This is a genomic window from Haemophilus parainfluenzae, assembly GCF_003252755.1.
In the GTDB taxonomy this organism is placed as follows: Bacteria; Pseudomonadota; Gammaproteobacteria; order Enterobacterales; family Pasteurellaceae; genus Haemophilus_D; species Haemophilus_D parainfluenzae_N.
The window spans coordinates 45,649-61,190 of record NZ_QEPT01000002.1; the positions used below are offsets into that span (position 1 = coordinate 45,649).

The 15,542-nt window shown below is 40.0% G+C and carries 15 protein-coding genes; 13 read left to right on the forward strand and 2 right to left on the reverse strand.

What is annotated here, in order from left to right; translation table 11 throughout:
• Positions 1 to 96 precede the first annotated feature (96 nt).
• The gene (locus tag DPV95_RS02465; protein ID WP_049368248.1) at positions 97 to 1,215 is read left to right on the forward strand and encodes an anhydro-N-acetylmuramic acid kinase; all 1,119 of its coding nucleotides are present in this window, start codon (positions 97 to 99) and stop codon (positions 1,213 to 1,215) included.
• Between the two features lie 3 nt (positions 1,216 to 1,218).
• Complete coding sequence (gene murQ / locus DPV95_RS02470) at positions 1,219 to 2,127, forward strand: N-acetylmuramic acid 6-phosphate etherase (protein ID WP_049368247.1); 909 nt, start codon at positions 1,219 to 1,221, stop codon at positions 2,125 to 2,127.
• A gap of 62 nt (positions 2,128 to 2,189) precedes the next feature.
• On the opposite strand, the gene DPV95_RS02475 is transcribed toward murQ, so the two are convergent.
• Complete coding sequence (locus DPV95_RS02475; protein ID WP_049368246.1) at positions 2,190 to 3,848, reverse strand: phosphoglucomutase; 1,659 nt, start codon at positions 3,846 to 3,848, stop codon at positions 2,190 to 2,192.
• A gap of 188 nt (positions 3,849 to 4,036) precedes the next feature.
• Positions 4,037 to 4,606: a DUF5358 domain-containing protein gene (locus tag DPV95_RS02480; protein ID WP_111406607.1), complete on the reverse strand. Its 570-nt coding sequence runs from the start codon at positions 4,604 to 4,606 to the stop codon at positions 4,037 to 4,039.
• Between the two features lie 144 nt (positions 4,607 to 4,750).
• On the opposite strand from DPV95_RS02480, the gene menB reads away from it, so the two are divergent.
• The 11 genes from menB to prmA all read left to right on the forward strand — a co-directional run bounded on the left by menB (position 4,751) and on the right by prmA (position 15,523).
• On the forward strand, positions 4,751 to 5,608 hold the full coding sequence (gene menB, locus DPV95_RS02485; RefSeq protein ID WP_005698319.1) for a 1,4-dihydroxy-2-naphthoyl-CoA synthase: 858 nt from the start codon (positions 4,751 to 4,753) through the stop codon (positions 5,606 to 5,608).
• Positions 5,609 to 5,677: 69 nt separating this feature from the next.
• Positions 5,678 to 6,667 (forward strand): o-succinylbenzoate synthase, encoded by a 990-nt coding sequence (menC, locus tag DPV95_RS02490; protein WP_049368245.1) that lies wholly within the window; start codon positions 5,678 to 5,680, stop codon positions 6,665 to 6,667.
• Positions 6,668 to 6,727: 60 nt separating this feature from the next.
• A complete protein-coding gene (aroQ, locus tag DPV95_RS02495) occupies positions 6,728 to 7,180 on the forward strand; it encodes a type II 3-dehydroquinate dehydratase (protein WP_049368244.1) in 453 nt (150 codons plus the stop codon).
• A gap of 160 nt (positions 7,181 to 7,340) precedes the next feature.
• Positions 7,341 to 7,799, forward strand: coding sequence for an acetyl-CoA carboxylase biotin carboxyl carrier protein (gene accB, locus DPV95_RS02500; RefSeq protein WP_049368243.1), 459 nt, complete (start codon positions 7,341 to 7,343; stop codon positions 7,797 to 7,799).
• Positions 7,800 to 7,859: 60 nt separating this feature from the next.
• A complete protein-coding gene (gene accC / locus DPV95_RS02505; protein WP_005698310.1) occupies positions 7,860 to 9,206 on the forward strand; it encodes an acetyl-CoA carboxylase biotin carboxylase subunit in 1,347 nt (448 codons plus the stop codon).
• A gap of 140 nt (positions 9,207 to 9,346) precedes the next feature.
• Positions 9,347 to 10,519, forward strand: coding sequence for a Slam-dependent surface lipoprotein (locus DPV95_RS02510; protein ID WP_111406608.1), 1,173 nt, complete (start codon positions 9,347 to 9,349; stop codon positions 10,517 to 10,519).
• 68 nt (positions 10,520 to 10,587) lie between these two features.
• On the forward strand, positions 10,588 to 12,036 hold the full coding sequence (locus DPV95_RS02515) for a surface lipoprotein assembly modifier (RefSeq protein WP_111406609.1): 1,449 nt from the start codon (positions 10,588 to 10,590) through the stop codon (positions 12,034 to 12,036).
• Positions 12,037 to 12,052: 16 nt separating this feature from the next.
• Positions 12,053 to 12,307: a YhdT family protein gene (locus DPV95_RS02520; protein WP_049368240.1), complete on the forward strand. Its 255-nt coding sequence runs from the start codon at positions 12,053 to 12,055 to the stop codon at positions 12,305 to 12,307.
• Entirely contained in the window at positions 12,307 to 13,731 is a 1,425-nt protein-coding gene (gene panF, locus DPV95_RS02525) for a sodium/pantothenate symporter (protein WP_111406610.1), read from the forward strand. Before DPV95_RS02520 ends, panF begins: the two co-directional genes overlap by 1 nt.
• A 16-nt stretch (positions 13,732 to 13,747) precedes the next feature.
• Positions 13,748 to 14,623, forward strand: coding sequence for a DMT family transporter (locus DPV95_RS02530; RefSeq protein ID WP_049368238.1), 876 nt, complete (start codon positions 13,748 to 13,750; stop codon positions 14,621 to 14,623).
• Between the two features lie 12 nt (positions 14,624 to 14,635).
• A complete protein-coding gene (gene prmA / locus DPV95_RS02535) occupies positions 14,636 to 15,523 on the forward strand; it encodes a 50S ribosomal protein L11 methyltransferase (RefSeq protein WP_049368237.1) in 888 nt (295 codons plus the stop codon).
• Positions 15,524 to 15,542: the final 19 nt, after the last annotated feature.

Sequence of the window (15,542 nt, forward strand, 5' to 3'; positions counted from 1 at the left end):
AATCATCCATGATGAAAAGAGAGAACTACAATGTTCTCTCTTTTTTTATTTTTTTAAAATCCGCTATAATTCTGAAAAACTCACGAATTGAATATTATGACTTATTATCTTGGCATTATGTCTGGCACCAGTCTTGATGGTGTAGACATTGCTCTTACTAACATCCATTCGAATCAAACCAAATTAATTGCGGCCGATTTTACGCCGATGCCGGAAAATTTACGCGAAAAAATGACCGCACTTATTCAATCTGGCGAAACCACGTTACAAGCATTGGGTGAGCTTGATCATCAATTTGGTTTGCTTTATGCGGATTGCGTAAATACCTTTTTACATAAACATCAGCTAAAACCAGAGCAGGTTGAAGCTATTGGCTGCCATGGTCAAACAGTGTGGCATTCCCCAAAAAGTCAATTCCCGTTTACCATGCAAATCGGTGATATGAATTTATTAGCCGCTAAAACAGGTATTACGGTTGTTGGTGATTTGCGCCGTAAAGATATGGCGTTTAGTGGACAAGGGGCGCCTTTAGTACCCGCTTTTCATCAAGCGGTATTTTTTGATCCTAACTGGGCAACGGTGGTGCTTAATATTGGCGGTATTAGCAATATATCGTTATTGATACCCGAACAGCCTGTCATTGGCTTTGATACGGGAACCGGTAATACCTTGCTCGACCAATGGATCGAAAAACATCAAGACAAAGCTTACGACAAAAATGGTGAATGGGCGGCTTCAGGTCAGGTGAATCCAGATTTGTTAGCGGTATTATTAGATGAAGATTTCTTTCAGCTTCCACCACCGAAAAGCACGGGGCGTGAATTATTTAATTTGGCTTGGCTAGAGAATAAAATTCAAAAAATAACAGGCAAAACGACCGCACTTTTACCACAAGATGTGCAAGCCACCTTGGCTGAATTTACCGTGCAAAGTATTGTATTAGCCCTTAATAATATTCAGACGACATTACCATGCAGATTACTTGTTTGTGGCGGAGGTGCTAAAAATCAGGTGATCATGAATGGTTTAAAACAGGCATTACTAAATTGGCGTATTCAACTGACGACGGAATTAGAACTTGATATCGATTATGTGGAAGCGGCAGCTTTTGCTTGGTTGGCCTATCGTCGTATGCATAATTTGCCCGCTAATTTACCGAGTGTGACGGGTGCCACAAGTGCGGTCAGTTTAGGGGCGATTTTTCCAAAGGAATAAACCATGGCAGAAAATTTATTACAAACCCTTTCAACTTTAATTACTGAACAACGGAATCCCAATTCCATGCATGTGGATAGCTTGTCTGCATTGGAAATTGTGCAGTTAATGAATAAGGAAGATAAACAAGTGCCTTTGGCAATTGAAAAATGCTTACCTCAAATTGCCCAAGCGGTCGAATGTATTGTTGCTGCATTTCAACAAGGTGGTCGATTAGTCTATATTGGCGCTGGAACCAGTGGTCGATTAGGCGTACTTGATGCTTCTGAATGCCCGCCAACATTTGGTGTGTCACCTGAAATGGTGAAAGGTATTATTGCAGGCGGCGAGCGCGCATTACGTCATCCAATTGAAGGTGCCGAAGACAGCAAAACGCACGCCGTGGTTGACTTACAAACCATTCAATTTTCCTCAAAAGATGTCTTGGTTGGTATTGCTGCGAGTGGCCGAACACCTTATGTGATCGGTGCATTGGAATATGCGAAAAGTTTAGGTTCAGTGACCGTTTCGATTGCAAGTAATCCGAATTCAGCGATGGCGAATATTGTGGATATTGCTATTGATACGGTAGTGGGGCCAGAAGTGCTGACTGGTTCGAGTCGCTTAAAATCAGGCACCGCCCAAAAATTAGTACTGAATATGCTGACTACGGCTTCCATGATCTTAATGGGCAAATGCTATCAAAACTTAATGGTGGATGTGCAGGCAAGTAATGAAAAGCTGAAAGCTCGCGCCATTCGTATCGTCATGCAAGCCACGGATTGCGATAAGGCTCTTGCAGAAGAGACATTAAAGCAGGCTGATCAAAATGCGAAATTAGCGATTATGATGATTTTGAGTGGACTAGATCGTGCTCAAGCAGAAGCGTTATTAGAAAAACATCACGGCAAGTTACAACTTGCATTGAAATAAGTAAAAATAAAAACGCTAGGCATCAAGCCTAGCGTTTTTTTATTATTTAATAGTTTGCTCAATTAGCAATCTTGTTTGCCGTAAGCATCTTGACGCAGAATTTGACGAACGCCTTCCTCAAATTGTGCTAAAACTTGATCCGCGTCTTTTGAATCTTTACCGCGAGCATCAAGATAGAACTTGATTTTTGGCTCAGTACCAGATGGACGAGCGATTAAGCGGCTACCATTTTCTAATACGAATACAAGGATGTCGCTTTGACGATCTGTTTTAGTATGGTCGATAAATTGTGCCACTTTAACACCACCTACTTCAGCTGGAGGCGTGTTACGAAGTGCGGTCATTAATTTACCAATTTCAGATAAATCGCTTACACGAATAGAAATTTGCCCACTTACATAAGCACCGAATTCTTGCGTGAAGTCATTAGCGTAATCTGCTAAGGTTTTGCCTTGTGCTTTTAAGTGACGCACTAAATCTAAGAACACGATAGCTGCAGAAATACCGTCTTTGTCACGTACTTTATCTGGGTCAACTAAGTAACCAAGCGCTTCTTCGAAACCGAATAATAAGCCTTGAACTTTACCGATGTATTTGAAACCGGTTAAGGTTTCTTCTGATTGGAAGCCGTATTTTTTCGCAATTTCAGCAAGCGCTGGAGAAGATACTAAAGAACACGCTAATACGCCTTTCTCACCTTTTGCATGATATTGTTTTGCCAAATACCAACCTAAGAAACAACCTACTACGTTGCCGTGTAAAGGTTTCCAGTTACCTTGTGCATCTGGAACAGCCACCGCTAAACGGTCTGCATCTGGGTCATTAGCAATAATGAATTCTGCATTGTGTTCTTTTGCTACTTTAATGGCTAAATCTAATGCACCTTTTTCTTCCGGGTTAGGGAAGTTTACTGTTGGGAATGTGCCATCTGGCCATACTTGTTCCGCCACAATATGAGGTTGTGGAAGACCCGCTTTGGTTAAGGTTTTGCTTAACACTTCATAGCCTACACCGTGCATTGCGGTATAAACGTAGTTAATGTCTACTTGAGGTTCTTTAGCAAGAGAAGCAGTTTTTTCAATATAAGCGTTAACCACTTCATCATCTAGCACAACATAATCTTGACTACGTGGTAAATCTTTTACATTGCCTGCTGCTACTTTGTCGATTAATGCCGCGATATCTTTATCTGCAGGAGAAACGATTTGGCCACCGCCGTTCGCTTTACCTAAGTAAACTTTATAGCCGTTATCTTCTGGTGGGTTGTGACTTGCAGTCACCATGACACCTGCGGTGGTATCAAAATATTGGATTGCGTAAGCTAATACTGGCGTTGGTAATTTACGTGGAAGTAAATAAGCTTTCACGCCTGCACCCGCCATGATTTCAGCGGTATCACGTGCGAAAACATCAGAGTTTTTACGACCATCGTAACCAATCACGATGGAAGGTTGTTTGTCGTAATCTTTTAAATAATCTGCTAAACCGCCCGCAGCTTGTGCCACTAAAACACGGTTCATACCCATAGGGCCTGCTTGTAATGGTCCACGAAGCCCTGCCGTACCAAACTGTAAACGGCCACTAAAGCGAGCTTGTAATTCAGATTGTGCTTTTTCATCACCATTTTTCGCCGCCGTTAAAAGTGCGGTTAATTCTGCGTGAGTTTCTGCATCAGGATCTTGATTTAACCAGTTTTGTGCAATATCAAAAAGCGTTGTCATGATGTTTTCTCCTTGTAAAAACTAATTCCTGTTAGACTAGCTGAAAATGGCTTTAATTTAAATGACTATTTTGTTTTTTTACTGAAAATTTAAGCTTTTTTTGATCGCAACCGTTTTCTCAGATATAAAAACGGCGTAAAAATATTTACGCCGTGAGTGAGATATAAATTTATATAAAATAATAAAAATTAGAGAAGAAGGGCTGAACCCCATTTAATAATATCAAAGAAGAATTTGTTTTGATTGGTGGCAATACCATCACCCGTTTTCTTCAATGTACCATCATCATTTTTCGTTTCATCTACCATGCCATTTACATATTGGCCTTTCACGACATCTAAGTCTTCTTTTGCCTGAGTACGTAAAATTTGGCAAGCTTTTGGCTCTAATGCATCGACATCACCAATTTCTGCGCGGAACTTCTTAAATTGATAGGTCGCGTAATTCATCGATTTTTCATCTTTTTGAATCATTTTTACATAGTCTTCACCGATGATTTTTTCTAACGGATAGAAAAAGACATATTGGGAATGAATATAGCTATCTTCTTTGGCAAAATGTTGTTGCTGAATTCGAGTTAAATTCGGATAGATACATTGTTCAGCTTGTTTACTTGCGATAGCCCATGTTTTTGCATTGGCATCAGACAGAAGATAGTCTGCTTGTGCGAATTCAGCAGGAATAGTTGATTGTGATGAACCGAATAAACTACAAGCATTCAATAGCATAATGCTGCTTAAAAAAATAATTTTTTTCACTTAAATTTCCTTACTAAAGTTGGAATGGCGGAATTTTAACAACAACGACATAATTGTAAAGTCTTCAATAATTGATTTTCTTTCCCGAACTAAAAAACTTCCGCTATAATGACCGCACTTTTTACACTTATAAAGGAAAGAACAATGCAAAATCCAAAAGATGATGTTTTATATGCACCAGTTGAGTGGGTTGATCATAGCGAAGGTTACACTGATATTCGTTTCCACAAATCGACTGATGGTATCGCAAAAATCACTATTAACCGCCCAGAAGTGCGCAATGCATTTCGTCCGCAAACAGTTAAAGAAATGATCCATGCATTTTCTAACGCGCGTTTCGATGAAAAAATTGGCGTGATTGTGTTAACCGGTGAAGGCGAAAAAGCATTCTGTTCTGGTGGTGACCAAAAAATTCGTGGTGACTACGGCGGTTACAAAGATGAAAGCGGTGTGCATCATTTAAATGTATTGGATTTCCAACGTGATATTCGTACTTGTCCAAAACCAGTGGTAGCAATGGTGGCTGGTTACGCAATTGGCGGCGGTCACGTACTTCATATGTTATGTGATTTAACCATTGCAGCAGACAATGCGATCTTTGGTCAAACTGGCCCTAAAGTAGGCTCATTTGATGGTGGTTGGGGTGCAAGCTATATGGCCCGTTTAGTCGGTCAGAAAAAAGCCCGAGAAATTTGGTTCTTATGTCGCCAATATAATGCGCAAGAAGCATTAGATATGGGCTTAGTGAATACCGTCGTGCCTTATGCTGATTTAGAAAAAGAAACCGTGCGTTGGTGCCGTGAAATGTTACGTAATAGCCCAATTGCATTGCGTTGCTTAAAAGCTGCATTGAATGCAGACTGCGATGGTCAATCAGGTTTACAAGAGCTTGCGGGTAACGCAACCATGTTGTTCTATATGACTGAAGAAGGTCAAGAAGGCCGTAACGCGTTTAACGAAAAACGCGCACCAGACTTCAGTAAATTCAGACGTAATCCTTAATTTGAATATAAAAGTGCGGTTGAAAATCAGAGTGTTTTTAACCGCACTTTTGTCATCAAGGAGAATAAGATGGAAACCAAATCATTTAATCTTTATCGTTATTCTATTCCAGTCGACAGCCAATTGATTTTACGTGGACGTTTTTTAAAACGCCGTGAAGGTTTGATTGTACGTGTTGCTTGCAGCCGTGATGGCTGGGGGGAAATTGCACCTTTACCTGGGTTTAGCGAAGAAACTATCGAACAAGCGCAAGAGCAAGCGATTGAGTGGTTGACGAATTGGTGTCATGCAAGCTGCGAAGCGCCAAGAGTCCCACTTGACGGTTGTCATCCCTCCGTTGCTTTCGGTATTAGCACAGCGATGGATGAGATGAAACGTTATTTAAATGAGGAAGGTAACTATCATACTGCACCGTTGTGCTATGGCGATCCTGATGAGTTATATGCCGAACTTAATCAAATGTCAGGTGACAAAGTCGCTAAAATCAAAGTCGGTATGTATGAAGCGAATCGTGATGGATTGATTACGAATATGTTTCTAGAAGCTATTCCTGATTTGCAATTACGTCTAGATGCGAATCGTCAATGGACATTAGAAAAAGCCTTAAAATTTGCGGAGAAAGTAAAACCGCAACATCGATCTCGCATTCAATTTCTGGAAGAACCTTGTAAAACACGTGAAGAGAGCCGTCAGTTTGCAGCTCAAACAGGTATTAATATTGCTTGGGATGAAAGTGTGCGAGAGCCAGATTTTCTTTTAGAAAAAGAACCGCATTTAAGCGCCATTGTAATTAAACCAACATTGATTGGCTCACTGCAAGATTGTCAAAAGCTGATTGCACAAGCTCATAGTTTAGGTATAAAAGCGGTGATCAGCTCGAGTATTGAAAGTAGCCTTGGATTGACACAACTCGCTCGTATCGCTGCGCAATATACGCCTAACGTGATGCCGGGATTAGATACGTTGAATGTAATGCAACATCAAATATTACGTGCGTGGCCAGGCTCAGATTTACCGATAATTGATTTAAATTCTGAATTTATTACCAAAATTGTATAGAGATACGACCACCATTACATAAAAAATCGCTATAATTCGCACACGTTAAAGGATGTGAAAATGTCAAAAAAATTCAATATTTTGCTGTTAAATGGCCCGAACTTAAATATGTTGGGCGCAAGGGAACCAAAACATTATGGTTCACTTTCATTATCTGCCATTGAAGAAAATGTGGGTAAACTTGCTGCGCAGCATGATGTGAATTTGGAGTGTTTCCAAGCAAATAGCGAAGAAAAGTTAATTGATAAGATTCATCAAAGTTTTCAGAAGGTGGATTTTATTTTAATTAATCCGGCAGCTTATACGCATACCAGTGTTGCATTGCGCGATGCGTTGCTTGCGGTGTCAATTCCTTTTGTTGAAATTCATTTGTCTAATGTACATAAACGCGAGCCATTCCGTCATTATTCTTACTTTAGTGATGTGGCTGAAGGGGTAATTTGTGGCTTAGGTGCAAAAGGCTATGAGTTTGCTCTCCAATTTGCGTTAGATTTTTTAAATAAAAAAGCATAAAATTTCACAAAATTTACAGATTTTCGCAGAAATGTATCGCAAAGTTCATGATTTTGCGGTAATCTTGCCGACACAAAAAATAGGTTTCAAAATGATCGCACTTTGGGAATCAATTCTGAAAGTGCGGTTGATAATTCATTATTATTTTTAGGAAGAACGTATGGACATTCGTAAAATCAAAAAACTGATTGAATTAGTAGAAGAATCGGGTATCACTGAATTAGAAGTGCAAGAAGAAGAAGGTACGGTACGTATTAGTCGTGTGGCACCAGCAGTTGCACCTGCTGCAATTCAATATGCAGCGGCGCCTGTAGCTCCAGTTGCAGCTCCTGCAGCTGCTCCTGCGGCAGCAGCGCCTACTGAAGCACCTGCGGCTGAAGTGTCAGGGCACCAAGTGCGCTCACCAATGGTAGGTACATTCTATCGTAGCCCAAGCCCGGAAGCGAAAGCTTTCGTAGAAGTGGGACAAACAGTCAAAGTAGGCGATGCGCTTTGTATCGTTGAAGCAATGAAAATGATGAACCGTATCGAAGCTGATAAAGCTGGTGTGGTTAAAGCAATCTTAGTAAATGATGGCGAAGCGGTTGAATTTGACCAACCATTAATCGTTATCGAATAATCCCTATCAATCTGAAATGGCGAGCTTTCTCGCCATTTTTTCACCCAAGTGGAAATTGTTATGTTAGAAAAAGTTGTGATTGCTAACCGTGGTGAAATTGCACTGCGTATTTTGCGTGCCTGTAAAGAATTAGGCATTAAAACCGTGGCGGTTCACTCTACCGCTGATCGTGATTTAAAACACGTATTACTTGCAGATGAAACAGTTTGTATAGGACCTGCGCCATCTGTAAAAAGTTATTTAAATATTCCTGCTATTATTGCTGCTGCAGAGGTAACGGGTGCGGATGCGATTCACCCTGGCTATGGTTTCCTTTCTGAAAATGCGGATTTTGCAGAGCAAGTTGAGCGTTCTGGTTTTATTTTTATTGGCCCAACTGCAGACGTCATTCGTTTGATGGGGGATAAAGTTTCTGCAATTAAAGCAATGAAAAAAGCGGGCGTACCTTGCGTACCGGGTTCAGATGGCCCAGTAGGTAGCGATATAGCGAAAAATAAAGAAATTGCAAAACGTATTGGCTATCCAATTATTATCAAGGCGTCTGGCGGTGGCGGCGGTCGTGGTATGCGCGTGGTACGTAGCGAAGATGCACTTGAAGAATCCATTGCGATGACAAAAGCAGAAGCAAAAGCAGCGTTTAACAATGATATGGTTTATATGGAAAAATATTTAGAAAATCCACGCCATATTGAAATCCAAGTTTTAGCGGATACACACGGTAACGCAATCTATCTTGCAGAGCGTGATTGCTCTATGCAACGTCGTCACCAAAAAGTCGTAGAAGAAGCACCCGCACCAGGTATTACCGAAGAAGTCCGTCGTGATATCGGTTCTCGCTGTGCGAAGGCTTGTGTTGAAATTGGCTATCGCGGTGCAGGTACCTTTGAATTCTTGTATGAAAATGGCGAATTCTATTTCATCGAAATGAATACCCGTATTCAAGTAGAACACCCAGTAACAGAAATGATTACCGGTGTGGATTTGGTGAAAGAACAATTGCGTATTGCGGCTGGTTTACCACTTTCTTATAAACAAGAAGATATTAAAGTGAAAGGTCATGCAATTGAATGTCGTATCAATGCAGAAGATCCAAAAACATTCTTACCATCTCCAGGTAAAGTGGCACACTTGCACTCACCAGGTGGTTTAGGCGTTCGTTGGGATTCTCATGTGTATGGCGGTTATACCGTTCCTCCGCATTATGATTCTATGATCGCAAAATTAATCACATACGGTGATACTCGTGATGTAGCTATTCGTCGTATGCAAAATGCATTATCTGAAACGATTATTGATGGTATCAAAACAAATATCCCACTTCATGAACTTATTCTTGAAGATGAAAACTTCCAAAAAGGTGGCGCAAATATCCATTATTTAGAGAAGAAATTAGGAATGTATGATTAAAATGAAACGGCTAATTCAAGATGGATTGGCCGTTTTTTATTAAGTCTAGTTAATTTTATCTCAATGATTTATAAAATGTATTTGAAATGATATAAAATCCCTATATAATTTGTGACTATTTTTTTGCTTAAGGAAAAACAATGAAATTTAATCTTTCGAAATTCAGCTTAACTATTCTTACAACGGTAATGCTAGCTTCCTGTGGAAGTGGTGGCGGTGGTAATAATCAATTAGTGAGTCAACCCAAACCCACTGAGCAGTCCAAACCTGCTGAGCAATCCAAACCTGCTGAACAATCCAAACCTGCTGAGCAATCCAAACCTGCTGAGCAATCCAAACCTGCTGAGCAATCCAAACCTGCTGAGCAATCCAAACCTGCTGAGCAATCCAAACCTGCTGAGCAATCCAAACCTGCTGAGCAATCCAAACCTGCTGAGCAATCCAAACCTGCTGAGCAATCCAAACCTGCTGAGCAATCCAAACCTGCTGAGCAATCCAAACCCACTGAGCAGTCCAAACCCACTGAGCAGTCCAAACCTACTGAGGAATCCAAACCAGCTGAGTCATCAAAACCAATTGAACAGCCAACTCCTGGAATGCCTGAACGTTTGCCAACTAATACTGGTTTAGCATTTTCTATAAAAACAGAAGATGAGGGAAATATTGCGGGAAATATTAATACAATTAAGAATGAACAGGAGCTCATTGCTACTAATAATTTTGCTAGTATCAATGTTGATGGCAAAAATATTCCTATTGATTTTAAACTTGAACCAAGTCAAGATTGGACAAAAGAAGGGGCGTTTATCGAGAAGCTGAATTTAGCACCACATATTTGTTGTGGAAAATACACAGATGTTCGCTTTGGTGCAATTGCAAGTCATTCATTTGGGCAAGATGATATTCTTTTTTATAATGGAAATCCTTCAAACAGTGTGCCAGAATCAGGGGAAGTTACTTACAAAGGTGAAAGTATAATGGCGGATAAAGGGAATCATGTATTTGGTGGTTATAGAAAAGGTACCTCTGAATTTAAGGTTAATTTTGGTGACAAAAAATTATCAGGAAGTTTAAACGTTGATAGTCCTAAATATGATGTTGAATCAGGGGAAAGTAAATTTAATAACGTCAAAGTTGACATTAATGCCGATATTTCAGGCAATAAATTTTACGGTACTGCAAAATCCTCCTCTTTTGTTTCAGAAGCTGTATCAGAGGGCAAGTTTTATGGGGATGGAGCTAAAGAACTAGGTGGAATGGTAAAAGCTAAAGATAATTCTTGGGTTGGAGCCTACGGTGCAAAAGCACAATAAGAAATTCTATTTCATTATTATTTAAAGCAAGCTTCGTGCTTGCTTTATTTTCTTTATGGGAATAAAAAATGATTCCACAATCTAAACTTGTTTTATTCTTAAGCTCGTCTTTATTGCTGAGTTCTTTCTCTTTTGCAGCAGGGAAGTCTCCTAAACCTCGTGATGAACGATTTGATGATCAACTTGAATTTGCTAAACCTAGTTTATCCTCTGCAAATCCACAAGTATCAGATAAACGGAAAGATAAACATACGCTTTCTATTGCGAAAGAAGAATTGTCGAAACATCCAGATTTGATTGTGCGTGGATTGATCACCGCGGTGTTGCAAAATAACGGTGAAGCCGTTCAACTATTATTGCCGTTGTATCAAAATCTGCCTAAACAAGATCCATTTTTACTTGAATGGGCGAATGCGATTAATGCTCGCGAAGAAAGGCGTTTTTCGGAGGCGGTAACTCGTTATCGTACGCTATTTTCTCAAGATTCGACCATTCTACCGTTACGTTATCAGTTAGCACAAGCTCTCTTTTTAAACAATGATAATGAGGCTGCTAAAGATCAATTCCAAAAACTGAGAGCTGAACAAGTTTCATCAGAGTCTATCATCATGATCGACCAATATCTTTCAGCACTTAACCGCCGAGATCAGTGGAAGTTTCGAGGTGGTTTGAGTTTCTTGAATGAAAGTAATATTAACAATGCGCCAAAAGCTGGCACTCGCATTGGAAATTGGAATGCCTGGGAACGTGAAAGTGCAAGAGGTTTTTCTTATTTTGCAGAAGCAGAGAAAAAATGGTCATTGCTCCATAATTATTTCACTCAATTTTCTATTGAGGGAAGTGGGAAATATTACTGGGATAATAAAAAATATAATGAATTTAATGGTAGAGTCGGTGCTGGAGTAGGTTATCAAACAGCACGTTTTGAGATTTCATTGATGCCATTTATAGAAAGACGATGGTATGCAGGTGGCTCCTCAGGTAACGAGTCAATGAAACAGTATTCGAAAAATTCAGGTGCTCGTTTAGATCTAACTTATTGGCTGAATGAAAAGTGGCAAATTTCAACCGCACTTGAGCATGGTGAACAGCGTTACAACACTCGTAAGCATTTGAATGGCAATAATTATCTTTGGTCGAATACGTTATCTTATTTTCCTAAGAGTGGTCAATTTTGGTTCATAGGCGCTGATTATAATCGTGAAAATACACGAGACGAAGACAATGCTTACCAACGTAAAAATCTGCGTTTAGGGTGGGGGCAAGAGTGGGGCTGGGGTATTTCAACCCGAGTTTCCCTTGCCTATGCACATAGAACTTATAAAGGTGCTGATTTATTTAATATTCGTCAAAAAAATAATGAATATCAATCAGCAGTAACATTATGGCATCGTGATCTTTACTTTTGGGGAATTACGCCTAAAATTACATGGTCTTATCAAAGAGTTTCAAGTAATCATCCATTTTATAGTTATGATAAAAATCGTATTTTTCTAGAAATGGGCACAACTTTCTAACCAAAAGGAGTTAATAATGGGGTTGTCACAACGATATAAACAAGCTGCCAAGGAGGCGCGCTGGGCATTAGGGTTAGCCATTCTTTACGTGATTGGGTGGTGTGTTTGTGCTTATCTACCAAAAAACTCGTCTGGGCCGATAGGTTTTCCGTTGTGGTTTGAATTATCCTGCATTTATTTACCCATTTTGTTTGTAGTCATTGGGTATTGGATTGTCAAAATTGTCTTTTTAGATATTCCACTAGACGTTGAGTCAAAGGAGAATAAATAATGAATTTAGGTATTATTCTCCCCTTAGTTATCTACTTAGTTTTCATCTTTGGCGCGGCATTATTTGCTTATGTAAAACGCAGTAAAGGGGATTTTCTTACGGAATATTATGTAGGAAATCGCTCGATGACAGGTTTTGTCCTTGCGATGACAACGGCTTCCACTTATGCTAGTGCCAGTTCTTTTGTTGGTGGACCTGGGGCAGCTTATAAATATGGGCTAGGTTGGGTATTACTCGCCATGATCCAAGTACCGGCTGTTTGGTTAGCCTTAGGTGCATTGGGCAAAAAGTTTGCATTACTTTCTCGCGAGACCAATGCGCTTACTATCAATGATTTATTTCTCTATCGTTATAAAAATAAATATCTCGTTTGGATTTCCAGTCTAGCATTGTTGCTTGCCTTCTTTGCTGCTATGGTTGTGCAATTTATTGGTGGGGCAAGATTGCTCGAAACTACGATAGGGATTCCTTATACTCACGCCTTGCTTATTTTTGCCTTAACGGTTGGCATTTATACGTTTATTGGTGGTTTCCGAGCGGTCGTGTTAACCGATACGATTCAAGGTACGGTAATGATTTTTGGCACAATCGTGCTATTAGTGGGCGTTATTTACCATCTCGGTGGCGTAGAAAGTGCGGTCAATAAATTAACTGAAATTGATCCGAGTTTAGTGAGTCCTTACGGCCCGAATGAGATGCTAGATTTTCAATTTATGGCATCGTTTTGGATCCTAGTCTGTTTCGGTGTGGTTGGTTTACCACATACAGCTGTCCGTTGTATGGCTTTCAAAGACAGTAAAGCCTTACATCGAGGTATGCTCATTGGGACGATTGTCCTTTCTGTGATTATGTTAGGGATGCATTTGGCGGGTGCTTTAGGACGTGCCGTTGTGCCTGATTTGACCGTATCAGATAAAGTCATTCCAACCTTAATGTTGGAAGTGCTCCCACCTATTGTTGCAGGGATTTTCTTAGCGGCGCCGATGTCTGCGATCATGTCCACAGTTGATGCACAACTCATTCAATCCTCCTCAATTTTTGTGAAAGACTTATATCTTGCAAGCAAACCTGAAGCAGCGAAGAATGAAAAACGAATTAGCCGTATTTCATCAGTCATCACACTGATTTTATCGGCGTTGTTAATTCTTGCGGCACTGAATCCACCAGATATGATTATCTGGTTGAATCTATTTGCTTTCGGGGGATTAGAAGCGGCATTCCTTTGGGTGATTGTATTAGGCATTTATTGGGATAAAGCAAATGCAGCAGGGGCAATAAGCTCAATGGTGGTGGGATTAAGCAGTTATGTGCTTCTGACTCAATTTGGTGTCAAACTATTTGGTTTTAATGCGATTGTGCCTGCACTTGTATTTGGTTTGATAGCTTTCATCTTGGGTAACCAATTCGGTACAAAAAAACAGTAAAAACGGACCACACTTTATGGTTTATCAAATCCTAGCATTGTTTATTTGGAGTAGTGCCTTTGTTGCCGCTAAATACACCTTTACAATGATGGACACCATTTTGATGATCCAAGTCCGTTTATTCATGGCGGCGATTATTGTGATGCCACTCTTTTTTCGTCGTTGGAAAGGCGTGTCTAAACCTATGCGAAAACAGCTTTGGTGGTTAGGTTTTTTTAATTATACTGCCACCTTTTTGCTGCAATTTATTGGCTTAAAATATACGAGCGCGGCGAGCGCAACGACCATGATTGGATTAGAGCCGTTATGTGTGATTTTTATTGGGCATTTTTTCTTTCAAGATCGTGCGAAATGGTATCATTGGTTGTGTGGCGCTTTTGCCTTTTTAGGCGTGGCCATTTTAATTTTAGGTGGGCATGGCAATGAAGGCTCAAGTCAAATTAGTTTATTGGGTTGCTCCTTAGTAGTAGCGGCAAGTATTGTATTTGCTTGTTGTTTACGTTGGACGAAAAAAGTGGTGGCAACGGTTTCAGCACAAGCTTATACATCCATTTCAATTGTGTTGGCAACTATCACCATGATGCCATTTACTTTATTGATGACTGAAAACTGGGATATCCATTTTAACTGGCTTGGTTTCTTCGGTTTGATTTATCTCGGTGTAGCATGTAGTTGGTTTGCCTTTTGGTTATGGAATAAAGGTTTAAATTCAGTGGATGCAAAAATCTCTGGAATTTTGACCGCACTTGAGCCGATTTTCGGTGTCTTTTTGGCGGTGTTATTGCTTAACGAAGAGGTTTCACTTGTTTCAGCGCTTGGGATTATCATTATTGTGGTTTCAGCCCTAGGCGTAAGTTTATTACCGAAATGGTTACATAAAGAAATTAATTAAAAGGAAAAGAAGATGGCGTGGATTCAAATTCGCTTAAATAGTACAAATGAAAAAGCTGAGAAAATTAGCGATTTTTTAGAAGAAATTGGCTCAGTTTCGGTCACATTTATGGATAGCCAGGATACGCCGATTTTTGAACCACTTCCGGGCGAAACACGTTTGTGGGGAAACACCGATGTGATTGCCTTGTTTGATGCAGAAACCGATATGAATGAAATTGTGAGTTTGCTTAAACAAGCACATCATTTAGATGAACATACCGCTTACAAAATTGAGCAAATCGAGGATAAAGACTGGGAACGTGAATGGATGGATAACTTCCACCCAATGCAATTTGGTCAACGTTTATGGATTTGCCCAAGCTGGCGTGAAGTGCCAGATCAAAATGCGGTGAATGTGATGCTTGATCCTGGTTTAGCTTTTGGGACAGGTACCCACCCGACAACTGCACTTTGTTTAGAGTGGTTAGATGGTTTAGATTTAACAGGCAAAACTGTCATCGATTTTGGTTGTGGGTCAGGAATTCTTGCTATTGCGGCTCTTAAATTAGGCGCAAAAAATGCGATTGGTATTGATATCGATCCACAGGCGATTCTCGCAAGTCGTAATAATGCGAAACAAAATGGGGTGGCAAATCGTCTTCAGCTTTTCCTATCCGATGATAAACCTGCCGATTTAAAAGCAGATGTCGTCGTGGCGAATATTCTTGCTGGGCCATTAAAAGAACTTTACCCAATTATTTCTCAATTAGTGAAAGAGGGCGGAGATCTAGGATTATCTGGTATTTTAGAAACACAAGCACAATCGGTATGTGATGCTTATACACAATCATTTGATTTAGATCCTGTTGCAGTGAAAGAGGAATGGTGCCGTATTACAGGTAAATTAAAATCGGCTTAATTTCTTTTTGTCAATTAAA

Coding starts and splice junctions, on each gene's coding strand:
- accB (WP_049368243.1), top strand. CDS start 7,341: ATGGACATTCGTAAAATCAAAAAACTGATTGAATTAGTAGAAGAATCG.
- DPV95_RS02515 (WP_111406609.1), top strand. CDS start 10,588: ATGATTCCACAATCTAAACTTGTTTTATTCTTAAGCTCGTCTTTATTG.
- DPV95_RS02520 (WP_049368240.1), top strand. CDS start 12,053: ATGGGGTTGTCACAACGATATAAACAAGCTGCCAAGGAGGCGCGCTGG.
- menC (WP_049368245.1), top strand. CDS start 5,678: ATGGAAACCAAATCATTTAATCTTTATCGTTATTCTATTCCAGTCGAC.
- murQ (WP_049368247.1), top strand. CDS start 1,219: ATGGCAGAAAATTTATTACAAACCCTTTCAACTTTAATTACTGAACAA.
- DPV95_RS02510 (WP_111406608.1), top strand. CDS start 9,347: ATGAAATTTAATCTTTCGAAATTCAGCTTAACTATTCTTACAACGGTA.
- menB (WP_005698319.1), top strand. CDS start 4,751: ATGCAAAATCCAAAAGATGATGTTTTATATGCACCAGTTGAGTGGGTT.
- accC (WP_005698310.1), top strand. CDS start 7,860: ATGTTAGAAAAAGTTGTGATTGCTAACCGTGGTGAAATTGCACTGCGT.
- DPV95_RS02530 (WP_049368238.1), top strand. CDS start 13,748: ATGGTTTATCAAATCCTAGCATTGTTTATTTGGAGTAGTGCCTTTGTT.
- panF (WP_111406610.1), top strand. CDS start 12,307: ATGAATTTAGGTATTATTCTCCCCTTAGTTATCTACTTAGTTTTCATC.
- aroQ (WP_049368244.1), top strand. CDS start 6,728: ATGTCAAAAAAATTCAATATTTTGCTGTTAAATGGCCCGAACTTAAAT.
- prmA (WP_049368237.1), top strand. CDS start 14,636: ATGGCGTGGATTCAAATTCGCTTAAATAGTACAAATGAAAAAGCTGAG.
- DPV95_RS02465 (WP_049368248.1), top strand. CDS start 97: ATGACTTATTATCTTGGCATTATGTCTGGCACCAGTCTTGATGGTGTA.
- DPV95_RS02475 (WP_049368246.1), bottom strand. CDS start 3,848: ATGACAACGCTTTTTGATATTGCACAAAACTGGTTAAATCAAGATCCT.